This window comes from Sphingomonas kyeonggiensis, assembly GCF_014204495.1.
Lineage (GTDB): Bacteria > Pseudomonadota > Alphaproteobacteria > Sphingomonadales > Sphingomonadaceae > Sphingomonas > Sphingomonas kyeonggiensis_A.
The window spans coordinates 106527-123086 of record NZ_JACHLN010000002.1; the positions used below are offsets into that span (position 1 = coordinate 106527).

At 67.5% G+C, this 16560-nt stretch carries 12 protein-coding genes; 8 read left to right on the forward strand and 4 right to left on the reverse strand.

The window, feature by feature from the left end; translation table 11 throughout:
- The first annotated feature begins 21 nt into the window (after positions 1–21).
- Positions 22–1227 carry an MFS transporter gene (locus HNP52_RS08225; protein WP_184165336.1) on the forward strand — a complete coding sequence of 402 codons (1206 nt, stop codon included), beginning with the start codon at positions 22–24 and terminating at the stop codon, positions 1225–1227.
- A gap of 127 nt (positions 1228–1354) precedes the next feature.
- Here the strand turns inward: HNP52_RS08225 and HNP52_RS08230 are convergent, their stop codons facing one another.
- On the reverse strand, positions 1355–1660 hold the full coding sequence (locus tag HNP52_RS08230; protein WP_221416224.1) for a hypothetical protein: 306 nt from the start codon (positions 1658–1660) through the stop codon (positions 1355–1357).
- A 20-nt stretch (positions 1661–1680) separates the two neighbouring features.
- The gene (locus HNP52_RS08235) at positions 1681–3174 is read right to left on the reverse strand and encodes a L,D-transpeptidase family protein (protein WP_184168244.1); all 1494 of its coding nucleotides are present in this window, start codon (positions 3172–3174) and stop codon (positions 1681–1683) included.
- A 207-nt stretch (positions 3175–3381) separates the two neighbouring features.
- Here HNP52_RS08235 and HNP52_RS08240 point away from each other — a divergent pair, with 207 nt between their 5' ends.
- The 7 genes from HNP52_RS08240 to HNP52_RS08270 all read left to right on the forward strand — a co-directional run bounded on the left by HNP52_RS08240 (position 3382) and on the right by HNP52_RS08270 (position 11972).
- On the forward strand, positions 3382–4716 hold the full coding sequence (locus HNP52_RS08240) for an MFS transporter (RefSeq protein ID WP_184165338.1): 1335 nt from the start codon (positions 3382–3384) through the stop codon (positions 4714–4716).
- Between the two features lie 237 nt (positions 4717–4953).
- Complete coding sequence (locus HNP52_RS08245; RefSeq protein WP_260396019.1) at positions 4954–5694, forward strand: GDSL-type esterase/lipase family protein; 741 nt, start codon at positions 4954–4956, stop codon at positions 5692–5694.
- Between the two features lie 140 nt (positions 5695–5834).
- The gene (locus HNP52_RS08250; RefSeq protein WP_260396020.1) at positions 5835–7778 is read left to right on the forward strand and encodes a glycoside hydrolase family 97 protein; all 1944 of its coding nucleotides are present in this window, start codon (positions 5835–5837) and stop codon (positions 7776–7778) included.
- 78 nt (positions 7779–7856) lie between these two features.
- Entirely contained in the window at positions 7857–8300 is a 444-nt protein-coding gene (locus tag HNP52_RS08255; protein ID WP_184165341.1) for a cupin domain-containing protein, read from the forward strand.
- 29 nt (positions 8301–8329) lie between these two features.
- A complete protein-coding gene (locus HNP52_RS08260; protein WP_260396021.1) occupies positions 8330–9475 on the forward strand; it encodes a Gfo/Idh/MocA family protein in 1146 nt (381 codons plus the stop codon).
- Positions 9476–9501: 26 nt separating this feature from the next.
- The gene (locus tag HNP52_RS08265; protein WP_184165347.1) at positions 9502–10845 is read left to right on the forward strand and encodes a Gfo/Idh/MocA family protein; all 1344 of its coding nucleotides are present in this window, start codon (positions 9502–9504) and stop codon (positions 10843–10845) included.
- Between the two features lie 104 nt (positions 10846–10949).
- On the forward strand, positions 10950–11972 hold the full coding sequence (locus tag HNP52_RS08270; RefSeq protein ID WP_184165350.1) for an oxidoreductase: 1023 nt from the start codon (positions 10950–10952) through the stop codon (positions 11970–11972).
- A 97-nt stretch (positions 11973–12069) separates the two neighbouring features.
- Here HNP52_RS08270 and HNP52_RS08275 read toward each other — a convergent pair whose 3' ends face one another.
- Together HNP52_RS08275 and HNP52_RS08280 are read right to left on the reverse strand one after the other, a co-directional pair.
- On the reverse strand, positions 12070–14283 hold the full coding sequence (locus HNP52_RS08275; RefSeq protein ID WP_184168247.1) for a glycoside hydrolase family 3 C-terminal domain-containing protein: 2214 nt from the start codon (positions 14281–14283) through the stop codon (positions 12070–12072).
- 153 nt (positions 14284–14436) lie between these two features.
- Entirely contained in the window at positions 14437–16488 is a 2052-nt protein-coding gene (locus HNP52_RS08280) for an NAD(+) synthase (protein WP_184165353.1), read from the reverse strand.
- Positions 16489–16560 lie beyond the last annotated feature (72 nt).

Below are 16560 nucleotides of genomic sequence, written 5' to 3' on the forward strand. Positions count from 1 at the left end.
GGCGTCGATTGTCCGCCGCCCATGCCACGCTTCGTCTCGCCCGGCCGCGGCTTCATCTTCCTCTACGCCCTGGCCTATTCGGGCATGTTCGTCAGCTTCATGCCGTTCGTCATGGTGCTGCTGCCGCTCAAGGCGGCGCAGGCCGGGGGCGAGCATGCGGTGCAGCTGCTCAGCGCAGGTGCGCTGGGCGGCGCGGCGGTGGCGAGCATCACCAACATCCTGTTCGGCGCGCTGAGCGACCGCACGCGCCTGCGCCACGGCACGCGCAGGCCCTGGGTCACGGTGGGGCTGGGCGTGCTCTGCGCCGCTTATGGCGTGCTGCTGGTCTCCGCCGATCCGGTGAGCCTGCTGCTCGCGGTGTTCTGCATCCAGATCGGCATCAACATGATGTTCGCGCCGATCGCCGCGGTGATGGCGGACGAGATACCCGACGACCAGAAGGGCGTGGTGGCGGGGCTTACCGGCATCGCGCATCCGATCGGCGCGATGTCGGCGGTGCTGGTCACGCTACCGGGGCTGGGCAGCGACCTGACCCGCTATGCCTTGCTCTGCCTGCTGTTCATCGCGCTGACCGCGCCCTTCCTGCTGCTCGCCCGCGAAGGCGCCGCGCTGCCCGCGCCGCCGCCCGCGCCGCAACGCGAGCTGCGCCGGTTCGACTTCATCCTCGCCTGGACCTCGCGCATCCTGTTCCAGGTCGCGGGCAATGGCCTGTCGACCTATGGCTTCTATTATTTCCTGTCGGTGCTCGACCGCGAGGACATCAGCAAGACCAGCGTCGAGGCCAATCCGATCGTCGCGACGATGACGGCGTCGACGATCATCGCGGTGCTGCTGACGGTGCTGGCGGGGCGCTTCTCGGACAGGATGATGCGGCGCAAGCCGTTCCTGGCGGCGGGGGCGGTGGGCATGGCGGCGGGGCTGGCGGTGATGGCGTTCGCCAGGAGCTGGGGCATGGCAGCGGCGGGGCACGCGCTGGCGCTGTCGGGGCTCAGCGTGTTCCTGGCGATCCACTCGGCGATCGCGATGCAGCTGCTGCCCAACCCGGAGCATCGCGGCCGCGACCTGGGCGTGCTCAACCTGACCAATACCCTGCCGGCAATGGTCGCGCCGCTGCTCGCGCTGGCGCTGGCGCCGGAGAAGACCGGCTACATGATCTGGCTGCTGATCCTGGCGGGCGGCACGCTGGCCGGCGGCGCGGTGTCGCTCTGCATCCGGACGCAGGATTAGGTCTGTCGAAAATGAGCTGCCCAGCTTCCCCGGCGAAGGCCGGGGAACTGCCAAGTCAGCTGTCCCATCCTGACTGGCGACAGGATGGGAGCGGGCGAGTACCTGCGGTACCCGCCCGCGCTTGAACTCAATGCACCGGCTCGCCGGCGCTCGAATTGCGGTCGACCTTGGCGGTCATGCCGGTGGCGTCGGCGTCGTCCTGGGTCTGCTCGTCCGGCGCGAGGCTCGGTGCCGAGGGGGCGGTGTCCGCCGTGGTCGCGTTGGTCACGGCCGGGGTGGCGACCGGCTCGTCGATCGTGACGTTGGAGAAGCTCTCCGGTTCGCCGATGTTCGCGACGATGGTCTCGTTCGCGGTCTCGTCGGGCTTGCCGCCCGAGCAGGCGGCGAGCGCCAGGCCGGCGGTGGCGATCAGGGCGAGGGTGCGGATCTTCATCTGGTTCATTCCCCTTGTTATCAACGTGCGGAAACGGCGGCGGCGGTGATCGCCGAGCGCTTCTCGATCTTTGCCGCGAGATCCTTGTCCCAGCCATAGGGATCGCCGCGGAAGTTCATCGTGCCGTTCGCGTTGGCGAAGGCGGTCCAGTAGAGCAGGTAGACCGAGACCTGGTCCTGGTCCTGCAGGCTCACGCGCAGCGTGTCGCCCTTGGCGAGCGCGGCGTTGATCTGCTCGGGCTGCCAGTTCGGATCGTTGCGCAGCAGCAGCTGGGCGAGTGGGCCGGGTTTCTCCAGGCGGACGCAGCCATGCGAGGCGAGCCGGCTGAAGCTGGCGAAGGTCGACTGCGACGGCGTGTCGTGCAGGTACACGGCATAATTGTTCGGGAAGTCGAACTTGTAGCGGCCGAGCGCGCTCTTCGGGCCGGGCTGCTGCTGCAGGCGGCGGTTCGCGCCGGTGCCGATGATCTTGTAGCCCTGCGCCTTCAGCGCGGCCTCGCCCTTCGGCCACAGCTCCTTCTGGGCGATGCCGGTCGGTACGTTCCAGGGCGGGTTGAGCACGATCGAGTGGATCTTCGACTGGAGCATCGGCGTCTCGTTGCCGGGACGGCCGGTGACGGCCTTCATCGACGCGATCGGGGAGTCGCCCTCGAACACGGTGAGCACGGCGGCGGCGATGTTCACCTGGATGCGCTTGGCGGGCAGTTCGCTCGGCAGCCAGCGCCAGCGCTCCATGTTCGCCATGATCTGGCCGACGCGGTCCTCGGCCGGCACGTTGAGCGCGGCGAGGGTGCCCGACGAGACCACGCCGGTGGGGTTGAGGCCGTACCGGCGCTGGGCGCGGACGACGGCTTCCTTGAGGTCGGCATCGAACTTGTCGCCGGTGGCGGTGACCTGGCTGTCCTCGACCGACAGGCGCTTGCGTAGCGCCGCGACGCGCGCGCCGCTGGCGCCGACGGCCAGGTCCGGACCCGCCGCGAGCTTCTGCCAGCCGCCCTTGGCGACGATCTGGCGATAGGTGGCGAGACCGGCCTGCAACGCGTCATAGCCGGCCCAGGGCGGCGGCAGGTCGCGCAGCCAGGCGCCGACGCGGTTCTGCTTCACCGCCTCGGCAAAGGCGGGCAGGGGATCATAGGCGGTGGGGCGCAGGCCCCAGTTCGGGTCGAAATCGGCCTCCGCAAGGCGGCCCGAATGGACGGCGCGGGCATAATCGAGCGCGGCGCGGACCAGCGCCTGGTTGTCCTTGAAGCTCGGCGTCGGATCGCCGGCGCGGCGCAGGCCCTGGGCGAAGCCGGCCTCGGTGAGGACCGGCGCGAGCTCGGCGGCCTGCGCGGGGCTCAGCACCGGCAGCACCACCGGCGCGTTCGGAACGAACGGCGGCACGGGTACGACGGGCAGCGTCTGCGAGGGGTTTGTCTGCGGCGCGGGGGCAACCTGTTGCGCGACGACAGGCGCCGCGATTCCGGCAAGTACCGCTGTCCATGCGGCACGGCGGGCCACCCGGCCCGAAAACACTTTGGTCACTCGCAATCTCCTTCGCGGCCGCCCTGAGGCCGGGCGACCTGAATCGCCACCTGCTATTAAGCCAAAGCGGGCGCGCGTGGCGAGCGTCGAATTTATACTTTGCGACGACGCGCCTTGACAGTGGCAACGTTGTCGGACCAGTTTCCCTCAAACGCCCGCCGTGGCAAGGAGCGGGCGACGTCCGCAGGGAGAGGTTTCTTGGCATCTACACGTTCAACACAGACGACGCTGGCGTTCGCCGCCGTCACAACCCTGTTCTTTGCCTGGGGGTTCATCACCTCGCTGGTCGACCCGCTGGTCGCCGCGGTGAAGGGCATCTTCACGCTCACTGATTTCCAGGCCCAGACCAGCGCCTTTGCGTTCTTCCTGGCCTATTTCTTCGTCTCGATCCCGGCCTCGGCCCTCGTTTCGCGGCTGAAGGCGGTGCCCTCGATCCTCGCCGCGCTGGTCACGATGATCGCCGGCTGCCTGATCATGCTGACCGCCGCCAACGCCGCCAATTACTGGCTGGTGCTGCTCGGTCTGTTCGTGATGGCCAGCGGCATCACGGTGCTGCAGGTGGCGGCCAACCCGCTCGCCGCCGCGCTGGGTGACCCCAAGGGCAGCCATTTCCGTCTGGTGCTCAGCCAGACCTTCAATTCCTTCGGTACCTTCCTGGGCCCGCTGCTCGGCGCGCACCTGTTCCTGCAGGGCGTCGAGGTGAAGGAAGGCACGACGATCACGCCGGAAATCCGCGCGCAGGCGCTGCACGGTATCGACTCCGCCTATTTCTGGATCTGTGGCCTGATCGCTGCGCTGGCGGTGTTCTTCTTCCTCAGCCGCCGCGTCGTCACCGAGGCGGCTCCGGCCCCGGCGACGACCAGCGACGGCCTGTTCGCCGCCTTCTCGTCGAAATGGGCGCTGTTCGGCGGCCTCGCCATCTTCCTCTATGTCGGCGCCGAAGTGTCGATCGGCACCCAGATGGCGCTGTTCCTCAACTCGAACGCGATCTGGGGCCAGTCCGACGCCGCGTTCAGCGTGCCGCTGCTCGGCTATGCGATGGGTAGCGACGGCATTGCCGGCGTCTCGCTGCAGGAAGCCGGCAAGGCGGTCGCCTTCTACTGGCTCGGCGCGATGGTCGGCCGCGCGATCGGCTCGGGCCTGCTCACCGTGGTGAAGGCACACAAGCTGCTCGCGCTGTTCACGGCGATCGCCGCGGCGATGTGCCTCTATGTCTTCGCGGTGGGCGGCGTCACCGCCGGCTTCGTCGCGCTGGCGATCGGCCTGTTCAACTCGATCATGTTCCCGGTGATCTTCACGCTGACCCTGGAGCGTTCGACCGCGAGCGCCGAATCGACCTCGGGCCTGCTCTGCACCGCGATCGTCGGCGGCGCGATCCTGCCGCTGCTGGTGGGCCTGGTCTCGGGCTCGCACGGCTACAGCTTCGCGCTGATCGTCCCGGCGCTCTGCTATGTCGCGCTGTGCGGCTTCGCGATCGCCGCCGGCCGTGCGCCGGTGGTCAATGCCGAAGGCGAGACTGCTTCGATCCACTGATCGGAGAAGCTTCGTTCACTTGCCGCCGGACCCCGGATACTCCCCTCCGGCGGCAAGGAAACGAACTGGTGCGCGTTACGCTGTCCGACCCGACGCCGATATCCGCGCACAACACCGGGCCGATCCATTAAACGGCCCGTTTCGCCAGAACTTGCGTAGCTTTCTTCGGAGCGCCCGATCCTGCATCGGGCGCTTCCTTGCGCACCCGGCCGACGCTAGTGTTACCGGTATCTGCCGATGCCGGAGAGTGCCGAGATGCCGATCGTCCGCCGTGGTTTCCTTGCCGGAGCATTCCTGCTCCCCGCCGCTGCCAAGGCCGCCCAGGCGCAGGAGAGCTGGGAGGACAAGCATCAGCGCCAGCTCAAGGAAGACTGGCCCTGGCTCGGCCGCTACGCCGCCGACAACACGACGCTGATCGCCTCGGGCCGCAAGGTCGATATCGTCTTCATGGGCGATTCGATCACCGAGGGCTGGCAGAGCAAGCATCCGGCCTTCTTCACGCCGGGCCGTATCTGCCGCGGGATCAGCGGGCAGACCACGCCGCAGATGGTGCTGCGGATGATGGCCGACGTGATCGCGCTCAAGCCGCGCCTGATCCACATCATGGCCGGCACCAACGACATCGCCGGCAACACCGGCAAGATGACCGTCCAGCAGAGCTGCGACAATCTCCGCATGATGACCGAGCTGGCCCAGGCCAACGGCATCAAGGTGCTGCTCGCCTCGGTGCCGCCGGCGGATCATTTCCCGTGGCGCCAGGGTCTCGAGACGGTGCAGCCGATCCGGAAGATCAACGCCTGGCTGGCGGACTATGCCCGCCGCGCCCGCGCCACCTATGTCGACTATACCAGCGTGCTGGCGACCGAGGAGGGCGCGATGAAGCCGGGCATGGCCTATGACGGCGTCCACCCGACCGAACAGGGCTACGCCGCGATGGAGACCGTGCTCGCGCCGGTGCTGAAGGCGCACAAGGCGTGAGGCGCGTCCGCAATTCCCCTCCCTGGAAGGGAGGGGTTAGGGGTGGGTCGCGTCATGGCGATACTGCTTCGGCGGACCTGACCGGTACGTATCGCGGGCATTCACCCACCCCCAGCCCCTCCCTTCCAGGGAGGGGAGCTTTGCTTGCAATCGCGGCGCTATTCTCGATCACGCCCGCTTCCGCGCAACAGCTGCTCACCGCCGTCTCGCCCGACGGCAGCAACCGCATCTCGATCCAGCTCAGCGGTTCGGGCACGCCGGTCTATGCGATCTCGCGTGCCGGCAATATCGTGATCGCGCCGTCGCCGATCCTGCTCGATCTCGATGCGGATACGCTGGGTTATAACCTCGCGGTTACGGGATCGGAAACGGCGAGCGCCGATGCGCGCTATCCGATCGTCGCGGGTACCGCCTCGGAGGGGCGCGACCATTACAACCAGCTCACCGTGCACTTCCAGGAGAAGGCCGGGGCGAAGCGCAAGCTCGACATCGTGCTGCGCGCCTATGACGACGGCGTCGCGTTCCGCACTGTCGTTCCCGTCCAGCCACAGACCGCGGCGGCGATCGTCCGCTATGATCGCACCGGCTTCTATTTCCCGCCCGGCTACAAATGCTGGGGCTTCAATGTCGGCAAGTTCGGATCGAGCCATGAGGGCGAGTTCGACCCTGTCGACGTGCCGCATCTGCGCGACCATAATCTGTTCGATCTCCCCTTTGCCTGCGAGACCGGCAAGGCCGCCTTCGCGATCACCGAGGCGGACCTGATCGACTTTGCCGGCATGTATTTAACCGGGCGCGGGGACGGCGGGCCGGGGTTGCAGGTGAAGCTCTCGCCGTCGCTCGACGACTACCGGATCGCGGTGCACAGCCGTGTCGGCAGCCCGATCGTCACGCCGTGGCGCGTGGTCATGCTCGCCGACCAGCTCGGCAAGCTCAACGAGAGCAATCTGGTCAGCAACCTCTCCAGCCCGAGCCGGATCGAGGATACCAGCTGGATCAAGCCCGGCCTGACCAGCTGGGACTGGTGGAGCGGGCCGGTGATCGCGTCGCTGCCCGGCCAGCGCAGCACCACCGCGGTTGCCAAGGCGCTGATCGACTTCGCTGCCGCCAATGGCCTGCCCTACACGATGATCGACGAGGGCTGGTATGCCGGCGCCGGCGGGGGCGGGGTGCGCCGCCCGGGTGTGGACATCACCAAATGGGCAGATGCGCTGAACCTCCAGGAAGTCGCCGACTATGCGAAGTCGAAGAAGGTGCGGCTGTGGCTGTGGATGCACTGGCAGGCGCTCGACGAGCAGATGGAGGATGCGCTCGCGCTCTACGAGAAGATGGGCGTTGCCGGCATCAAGGTCGATTTCATGGACCGGGACGACCAGTGGATGGTCAACTGGTACACCAAGCTGCTTGGCGCGGCGGCGCGGCATCACCTGATGGTCGATCTCCACGGCGCCTTTCCGCCGCGCGGGCTGGCACGCACCTGGCCGAACTTCATGACGCAGGAAGGCGTGATGGGGGCCGAGTACAACAAGTGGAGCAAGCGGGCGACCTCGCGGCACAATGTCATGCTCGCCTTCACCCGCGGGCTGATCGGCCCGATGGACTATACGCCGGGGGGCTTTCGCAACGTGACGCCCGAGGCCTTCCGCATCCGGAACGACCTGCCGTTCGTCCAGACGACCCGGGCGCATGGACTGGCGATGTATGTGGTGTTCCTGTCGCCGGTCGCCGCGGTGGCGGACAGTCCGGACACCTATGCCGCGAGCCCCGCGGGGTTCGATTTCATCAAGGCGGTGCCGGCGAGCTGGGACGAGACACGCTACCTGGCGGGCGAGACGGGGGAGTATATCGTGCTTGCCCGCCGCAAGGGCCGGACCTGGTATCTCGGCGCGATGAACAGCGAGACGGCGCGCAAGGTTCCCGTATCGCTCGATTTCCTCGGGCCTCGGGGTGGGGCGATGCGGCTCTGGGCGGACGACGCCCAACCGGATGCGCCGGTCCTCACCGAGAAGCGCGTGGCCAGCGGAGAGACGCTGACGCTCGATCTCGCCGCACATGGCGGTGCAGTGGCCATGTTCGAAAAATAGAGTTCAAAACTCGGACAATTGCGGTTATCACTTCCTCGTCCCAAGCGGCGAACGACCGCGCGGACGAGGAGAGTGGTGATGCGAATCACGCAAAGGGATGTGTTCGTCGCGGGTGCGGCGTTGGTCTGCGGATGGGGCGCCAGCGCCGTTGCCCAGCGGCATGACCTGCTCGGTCCGGCGGTGTGGGACTGGAACAAGCTGGCGGTCCAGAAGACCGATGTCGGCGAGATCCGCAATCTCGTTCGCCAGCCGACCGCGACGCTGTCCGAGCTGGAGATGCATGTCACCACGCTCAACCCGGGCCTGTCCTCGCACCCGCCGCACACCCATCCGAATGAGGAGCTGGTGATCATCGACACCGGCACCGTCGAGACGCTGTCGGGCGGCAAATGGGAGCGGCTTGGGCCGGGTTCGGTGATCTTCAATGCGTCGAATGCGCCACATGCGTTGCGCAATGCGGGCGGGACCCCGGCAACCTATCACGTTATCAACTGGAAGACCGCCGCAACGCCGACGAAGTGACGTGGGGCGAAATGACAGGAGTGCGTGATATGGACCGTCGTTCGATCCTCGGCATGGCCGGCATTGCCGCGATGCTGCCCCCCGAAGTCCTCGCCCAGTCGCAGAGCTCGGGCAATGCACCCTCCGAGAATGCCGCGCCTACCGGGCCGGAGCCTGGGGTGAAGCACCGCGTCGATTTCGGCGTGATCGGGCTCGACCATGCGCATATCTATTCGATGACCGACGCGATGATCCGCGGCGGCGGCGTGCTCAGGGCCTTTTTCTCGGCCGATCCGAAGCAGGTCGACACCTTCCGCAAGCGCTATGGCAATGCCGTGAAGCTCGCCCGCAGCGAGGACGAAATCCTGGGCGACAAGGCGATCAGGCTGATCGTTGGCGCGCCGATCCCCGATCTGCGCGCGCCGCTGGGCATCCGGGCAATGCGCGCTGGCAAGGACTATCTGGGCGACAAGCCGGCGATCACCAGCCTCGAGCAGCTTGCCGAAGTGCGCAAGGCGATCGCGGAGACGAAGTGCAAGTTCGCGATCATGTATTCCGAGCGGCTCGAGGTGCGCGCCGCCGTCCATGCCGGCGAGCTCGTCCAGCAGGGGCGGATCGGCAAGGTGATTCAGACGGTGAACCTCGCGCCGCACCGCGTCGGCGTCGGCCGGCCGGACTGGTTCTGGGACAAGACCCGCTATGGCGGCATCCTCACCGATATCGGCAGCCACCAGGCCGAGCAGTTCCTGTTCTACACTGGATCGAAGACCGCGCATGTCGTCGCCGCGCAAACCGGCAACCTCAAATGGCCGGACAAGCCGGGCTTCGAGGATTTCGGCGACATGATGCTGACCGGCGACGGCGGCACCGGCTATGTCCGGGTCGACTGGTTCACCCCCGACGGGCTGCCGACCTGGGGCGACGGCCGGCTCTTCATCCTCGGCACCGAGGGCTATATCGAGCTGCGCAAATATGTGGACATCGCCGGGCGCCCGGGCGGCAACCACCTGCTGATCTGCGACAAGCAGGGCGTACGCTATATCGATTGCTCGAAGATGCCGCTGCCCTTCGGCCCGCAATTCATCACCGACATCGTCGAGCGCTCGAGCGTGGCGCAGGACCAGGAACAGGCCCTGCTCGCCGCCGAGCTGGTGCTCACCGCACAGAAGAACGCGACGAGGCCAGTGACGGCCTGAACCCTATAACAGAGGAGGAGAGGGGCATGCGGCTTTCCAGACGTCAGGCGATCGGAGCGGTAGCGGCGCCGATGATCGTGCCGTCCAGCGTGTTCGGGCAGAATGCTCCCTCCAACCGCGTGACCGTGGGCGCGATCGGCGTCGGCCGGATCAGCCGCGTCCACGACATGAAGGAGATCCACAAGCACGCCGATGCCCAGATCGTGGCGGTGTGCGATGTCGATACCAAGCGGCTCGGCGCCGGCATGCAACTGGTCGACGATCGCTATGCGGCCAGCGCGGGCAAGCCCTATTCGGGCACGCGCGGCTATGCCGACTATCGCGAGCTGCTTGCCGCCACGGACATCGACGCGGTGCTGGTCTCGACCCCCGACCACCAGCACGCGCCGCTCGCCGTGCATGCGGTGCAGGCGGGCAAGCATGTCTATCTGCAGAAGCCGGCCTCGCTGACCATCGCCGAGGGGCGGCGGATGGCGGACGAAGTGAAGAAGTCCGGCAGGATCCTGCAGATCGGTTCGCAGCAGCGCGGGCAGGACCCCTGGCCGCAATTCCACCGCGCCTGCGAGCTGGTCCGCAACGGGCGGGTCGGCAAGCTCAAGCATGTCGAGATCGGCCTGCCCGGCGACCCTTCGGGACCTGCGGCGGCGCAGATGCCGATCCCCTCGAACCTCAACTACGACGCCTGGCTGGGGACCACGCCCGAGCAATATTATACCGAGATCCGCGTCCACCCGCAGAACAGCTTCGAGGATCGCCCCGGCTGGCTGCGCATGGAGCAGTTCGGCGCCGGGATGATCACCGGCTGGGGCGCGCATCATGTCGACATCGCCCATTGGGGCATGGACATGGAGCATTCGGGGCCCGTCGAGATCTGGGGCAGCGCCGAATTCCCCAAGTCCGGCCTGTGGGATGTGCACGGCCCGTTCGAGACGCATGCGCGCTATGCCAATGGCGTGACGATGACGATCTCGGGCGCGCTGCCCAACGGCGTGAAGTTCATCGGCGACAGGGGCTGGGTGTTCGTCCAGCGCACCGGCGCGGTCTCCTCGTCCGATCCTTCCAAGCCGGCCGAGGTGCCGCTGACCGCGAGCGATGCGAAGATCCTCGCCAGCGTGATCGGCCCGAACGAGATCCAGCTCTACAAGGCGCCCGAGCAGCACCGGAACTGGCTCGATGCGATCCTCAAGGGCGTTCCGGTCAGCGCACCCGCCGAGATCGGCCACCGTGCCTGCTCGACCTGCCTGCTCCACCATGTCGCGATGAAGACCGGCCGCCGCCTGAAATGGGACCCCGTGGCCGAGACGTTCATCGGGGACGATGCGGCGAACGCGATGCTCAGCCGGCCGCAACGGGCGAAATACGCGATCTGAACGGCTCCCCTCCGTGATCCTGGCCCGAGGGTCGGGATCACGCTTTTTCTTGTCGCCCGGCGGGGCTAGGGGCGGGGCGGTATCGCATAGAGAAGGAGCAGCGCATGATCCGCACCGGAGTTATCGGCTATGGCCTGGGCGGGCTCGCCTTCCACGCGCCGCTGGTGGACGCGGTGCCCGAGCTGGAACTGGCGGCGATCGCTACCTCTCGCGCCGACCAGGTGCATGAACGCTATCCGGATGTGACGGTGACCAATGCCGATGCGCTGCTCGCCGATCCGTCGATCGAGCTGGTCGTCGTCACCACGCCTAACGACACGCATGTGCCGCTCGCGCGCCGGGCGCTGGAGGCGGGCAAGCATGTCGTGATCGACAAACCCTTCGCCACCAATGTCGCAGACGGCGAGGGGCTGGTCGCGCTCGCCCGGGAGAAGGGCCTGATCGCCAGCGCCTTCCACAACCGCCGCTGGGACGGCGACTTCCTCACCGTGCGCAAGCTGCTCGACAGCGGCGTGCTGGGCGAGGTGATGCTGGCGGAGCTGCGCTGGGACCGGTTCCGCCCCGCACTCGCCCAGGCCTGGAAGGAAGATCCCGAGGCCGGTGCGGGCATCCTTGCCGATCTCGGCCCGCACCTGATCGACCAGGCGCTCCAGCTGTTCGGCGCGCCCGAGGCGGTCTGCGGCGACATCGCCGTCCAGCGCGAAGGCGGACGGACCGACGATTATTTCGAGATCACGCTCTTCTATGGCGAACGCCGCGTGACGCTCTCCGCCGGGCGCCTGTTCGTCACGCCGCGTCCGCGCTTCTGGCTGCACGGCACCAAGGCGGACTTCGCCAAGCATGGCCTCGACCCGCAAGAGCCACGGGTGAAGGACGGCGCGCGTTACACCGATCCCGGCGTCGGCGACGAGGACGCGCAGTTCCACGGCACACTCACCCATGCCGACGGGCGCAGCGAGATCGTGGCAACCGAGACGGGCGACTATCGCGGTTTCTATGCCGGTATCGCGCGCGCCATCGCCGAGGGCGGCTCCGCGCCGGTACGCGGCGAGGACGCGGTGCTGGGCCTGCGCATTGCCGAGCTCGCGCGGGAGAGTGCGAAGACGGGTCGGCGGCTCGCGCTCTAACGGTTCCCCGGCGAACGCCGGGGCCCAGAGCCAAGGCAGAACGTCGCTCCGTAACCCTGGGCCCCGGCCTTCGCCGGGGATCAGTTTCTCGCCTCGATCAGGGCCGCCAGCCCACCGCGATCGTCCGTGGCGAGAGCGTTACCGGCACGGTCGCGACGATGTCCTTCGCCGAGGTGCCGAGCAGCACCTTGTAGCCGCCGCCCGCGATCTTCCAGCTGCTGCTCGCCGCGTCCCAGGTTGCGAGCAGGCGCGGATCGACCTTGAGCGAGATCTTCTTCGCCTCGCCCGGCGCCAGCTCGACCTTGTCGAACGCACCCAGGCGCTTCGGGGCTTCCCAGCCCGCGCCGGCGACATAGAGCTGCGGCACCGCCTTGCCCTTCACCTTGCCGGTGTTGCGCACGGTGAAGCTGGCGGAAATGCTGCCGTCATCGGCGCGCGCACTCAGCCCCGAATAGCCGAACTCGGTAAAGCTGAGGCCGTGGCCGAACGGGAAAGCCGGGGTCAGTCCCTTGGCGTCATACCATTTGTAGCCGACCGTCGCGCCTTCGCTATAGGTCGTGTCGCCCTTGTTCGGGGTCGACGGCTTGGGCAGCTGGTCGATGCTGGCGGGGAAGGTGGCGGGCAAATGGCCCGAGGGATTGACCTTGCCGAACAGCAGGTTGGCGATCGCGCCGCCGCCCTGGGTGCCCGGATACCAGGCGGCGAGGATGCCGGCGACCTGGCCGCGCCACGGCGTCAGCACCGGTCCGCCGGTCTCGAGCACCACCACCGTGCGCGGATTGGCCTTGGCGACGGCGGCGATCAGCTTGTCCTGATCGTCCTCGAGCGTGAGCGACACGTCGAACGCTTCGCCGGCCCATTGCGTGGCGAAGACGATCGCCACGTCCGCGCCCTTGGCCAGCTTCGCCGCGCTGCCGACATTGCCGCCATCGGCGAACACCACTTCGGCATTGGGCGCCTGTGCCTTGATCGCGGCGAGCGGCGCGTCGGGATAATACATCACCGGCCCCGGCCAGCTGGTCGGCTTGAGCCCGGGCACCGCATTGCCTGCCACCGGATAGACCAGCGAGGAGCCGCTGCCGGCCAGCACGCCCTTGTCGGCGCGCCCGCCGATCACGACGATCTTCTTTGTGGCGGGCGACAGCGGCAGGATCGCGCCCTTGTTCTGGAGCAGCACCGCGCCGCCCTCGGCATCCTTGCGAGTCACTTCGCCGTGATCGGCGAGCATCGCCGGCGCCAGATCCATCGGCGCCTCGGTCACCGGCTGGTCAACCAGCCCGTTGGCGAACATCGCGTGGAGGATCGCGCCGGCCATGGCGTCGAGGCGTGCGGCCGGGACGTCACCCTTGGTCACCGCGGCCTTCAGCGGCGCGCCGAAATAGGGCTCCTTGTCGAACGGGAAGCCCGAATCCTGATCAAGCCCGGCATTGGCGGCGGGCGCGGTCGAATGGGTCGCGCCCCAGTCCGACATCACATAGCCCTTGTACCCCCAGTCGCGGCGCAACACGTCGTTTAGCAGCCACGCGTTCTCGCAGGCATGGGTGCCGTTCACCCGGTTGTACGAGCACATCACCGAGCCGGGATCGCCCTTCTCGATCGCGAACTGGAAGGCGAGCAGGTCGCTGGTCCGCGCCGCCGCCTGGTCGATGATCGAGTTGCCGGTGTCGCGATCGGTTTCCTGATCGTTGATCGCATAATGCTTCACGGTCGAGACGATATGGTTCGACTGGATGCCGGCGATCTGCGCGCCGACCATCGTGCCCGCAAGCAGCGGATCCTCGCCGCCATATTCGAAGTTCCGCCCGTTGCGCGGCTCGCGCATCAGGTTGACGCCGCCGGCGAGCATCACGTTGAAGCCCGATGCGCGCGCCTCCGCGCCGATCATCGCGCCGCCGGCATGCGCCAGGTCGACATCCCAGCTCGCGGTGGTGGCAAGGCCCGAGGGCAGGGCGGTCCGGCCGCGCTTCTTGGGGGCGCCGCCCTGGGTGGCGACGCCGACGCCGGCATCGGTCTGCCACTGCGGCGGGATGCCCAGCCGCGGGATGCCGGGGATATAGCCGGCCGATCCGGGCCGCGCCTCGGCCGGTGCCTTGTAGCCGTTCTTGGGCGCGAAATCGGTGCCGAAATAGCCGAAGACCAGGGTCAGCTTCTCGTCCTCGGTCATCTGGGCGAGCACGGCCTTCACCCGCTCGTCCGGCGCGCGCTTGGCGTCGAGCCACGGCCGCGGCTGGTCTTGCGCGGCGGCGGGCGCCGCGGCGGCCAGGGCGATGCCCAGCGCGATCAACGAACCTGCAACGGCGTGGCGGCGCATCTTCATGATTCCCTCTCCGACTTTTTGTCAGCGTTGTCGGGAAGGCTATACAGGTCAAGCGCTGGTAACGCTATCAATCCGTGGTCGTAGGAGACCGCCGCAGCACCTTCCCCGGTCATGCTGAAACAAGTTCAGCAGGATGGTGACGGTCGGCTAGGGCAAATTCGCCTTCAACTCCTCGATCCACGCCCGCGCCACGCTGTCCGAAGGGGCGCGCCAGTCGCCGCGCGGGCTCAGCGCGCCGCCGGCCGAGACCTTGGGGCCATTGGGCAGCGCCGAGCGCTTGAACTGGCTGGTCTGGAAGAAGCGGAACAGGAATTCGCGCAGCCACTTCGCGATCGTCTCCAGATCATAGCGGTTGCGGGCATCCTCGGGGAAGCCGATCGGCCATTGCCCGGCGCTTGCGTCCTGCCAGGCATGCCAGGCGAGGAAGGCGATCTTGCTGGGCTTCAGCCCGAAGCGGATCGTGTAGTGGAGGAAGAAGTCGTGCAGCTCATAGGGGCCGATCCGATCCTGCGTGCTCTGCATCCTGCCGTCGGCATCGGCGGGCACCAGTTCGGGAGAGATCTCGGTATCGAGGATCGCGGTCAGCACGTCAGCCGCTTCGCCGGTGAACTGGCCGGTCTGCACGGTCCAGCGGATCAGATACTGGATCAGCGTCTTGGGCACGCCGGCATTTACGCCGTAATGGCTCATCTGGTCACCGACGCCATAGGTGCACCAGCCGAGCGCCAGTTCGCTGAGATCCCCTGTGCCCAGCACGAAGCCCTGGCGCTGGTTGGCGAGGCGGAAGAGATAATCGGTGCGCAGGCCGGCCTGGACGTTCTCGAAGGTCACGTCATAGACCGGCTCGCCCTTGGCATAGGGGTGGCCGATCCCTTCCAGCATCGTCTTCGCCGCCGGGCGGATGTCGATCTCGGCGCCGGTCACGCCCAATGCGTTCATCAGCGCCCAGGCGTTCGACTTGGTACCCTCGCTGGTCGCGAAGCCGGGCATGGTGAAGCCCAGGATGTCGGTGCGCGGACGGCCGAGCCGGTCCATCGCCTTGGCGGCGACGATCAGCGCATGGGTGGAGTCGAGCCCGCCCGACACGCCGATGACGATATGCTTCGCACCGGTGGATTCGAGCCGCTTGCGCAGGCCCTCCACCTGGATGTTGAACGCCTCGTAGCAATCCTCTTCTAGCTTCGACGGGGTGTTGGGCACGAAGGGGAAGCGGCGCAGCTTCCGCAGCAGGCCCTTGTCGGCATAGTCGGGCCGGTGCTGGAAGCCGATCCGGCGGAAGCGCGTCTCGGGATCGCCATTGGCGGCGGCGCAGTCGTTGAACGTGCCCATCCGCATCCGCTCGAGCCGGATGCGCTCCAGATCGATGTCCGCGCAGACGACTTCGGTGGTCAGCTCGAAACGCTCGGTGCTGGCGATCTGCTCACCCAGTTCGTGGATCATGCCCTGGCCGTCCCAGGCAAGGTCGGTGGTGCTCTCGCCGGGACCCGATGCGGAATAGACATAGGCCGCTACCGCACGTGCCGATTGCGCGGCGCAGAGCAGCGCCCGTTCGCGGGCCTTGCCGACGGTGATGTTCGAGGCGGAAAGGTTGCACAGCACCAGCGCACCGGCCAGCGCCCCCTTGGTGGAGGGGGGCAGGGGCGCCCAGTAATCCTCGCAGATCTCGGCGTGGAAGACGAAATCGGGCAGTTCCTCGGCGGCGAAGATCAGATCGGTGCCGAAGGGCACGGTCTGCCCGGCTACGTCGATCTCCAGCCCGGCAAGCCCGGCGCCGAGCGCGAACCAGCGCTTCTCATAATATTCGCGGTAATTGGGCAGGTAGCTCTTGGGCACCACGCCCAGGATGCGCCCGCGCGCGATCACCACCGCGCAATTGTAGAGCCGCCCGCTCCGCCGCAGCGCCGCGCCGACCAGCAGCACCGGCTTCAGCTCGGTGCTGGCCGTCACGATCGCGGCGATACCCGCTTCGGTCGCGTCGCAGATCACGTCCTGCAGGTGCAGATCGTCGATCGCGTAGGAAGTGATGTTGAGCTCGGGAAAGACGAGGAGGTCCGCACCCATCTCGTCGCCCTGCCGCGCCAGCGCGATCGCCGCCTCGGCATTGGCGACAGGGGCGGCCACCGTGGTGATCGGGGTGCATACGCCCGCCCGGATCATTCCCTGGCGGTGGATCGAATAAAAAGGGTGGGACTGGGCCATCGTCTCCGTCTTGCAGCGACATGTTTCGATCTGTTGCATCCCCTAGTCGCTCGGCTCCGCTTGTGCCAGTCC

Coding starts and splice junctions, on each gene's coding strand:
- HNP52_RS08225 (WP_184165336.1), top strand. CDS start 22: ATGCCACGCTTCGTCTCGCCCGGCCGCGGCTTCATCTTCCTCTACGCC.
- HNP52_RS08230 (WP_221416224.1), bottom strand. CDS start 1,660: ATGAAGATCCGCACCCTCGCCCTGATCGCCACCGCCGGCCTGGCGCTC.
- HNP52_RS08245 (WP_260396019.1), top strand. CDS start 4,954: ATGCCGGAGAGTGCCGAGATGCCGATCGTCCGCCGTGGTTTCCTTGCC.
- HNP52_RS08255 (WP_184165341.1), top strand. CDS start 7,857: ATGCGAATCACGCAAAGGGATGTGTTCGTCGCGGGTGCGGCGTTGGTC.
- HNP52_RS08260 (WP_260396021.1), top strand. CDS start 8,330: ATGGACCGTCGTTCGATCCTCGGCATGGCCGGCATTGCCGCGATGCTG.
- HNP52_RS08265 (WP_184165347.1), top strand. CDS start 9,502: ATGCGGCTTTCCAGACGTCAGGCGATCGGAGCGGTAGCGGCGCCGATG.
- HNP52_RS08270 (WP_184165350.1), top strand. CDS start 10,950: ATGATCCGCACCGGAGTTATCGGCTATGGCCTGGGCGGGCTCGCCTTC.
- HNP52_RS08275 (WP_184168247.1), bottom strand. CDS start 14,283: ATGCGCCGCCACGCCGTTGCAGGTTCGTTGATCGCGCTGGGCATCGCC.
- HNP52_RS08280 (WP_184165353.1), bottom strand. CDS start 16,488: ATGGCCCAGTCCCACCCTTTTTATTCGATCCACCGCCAGGGAATGATC.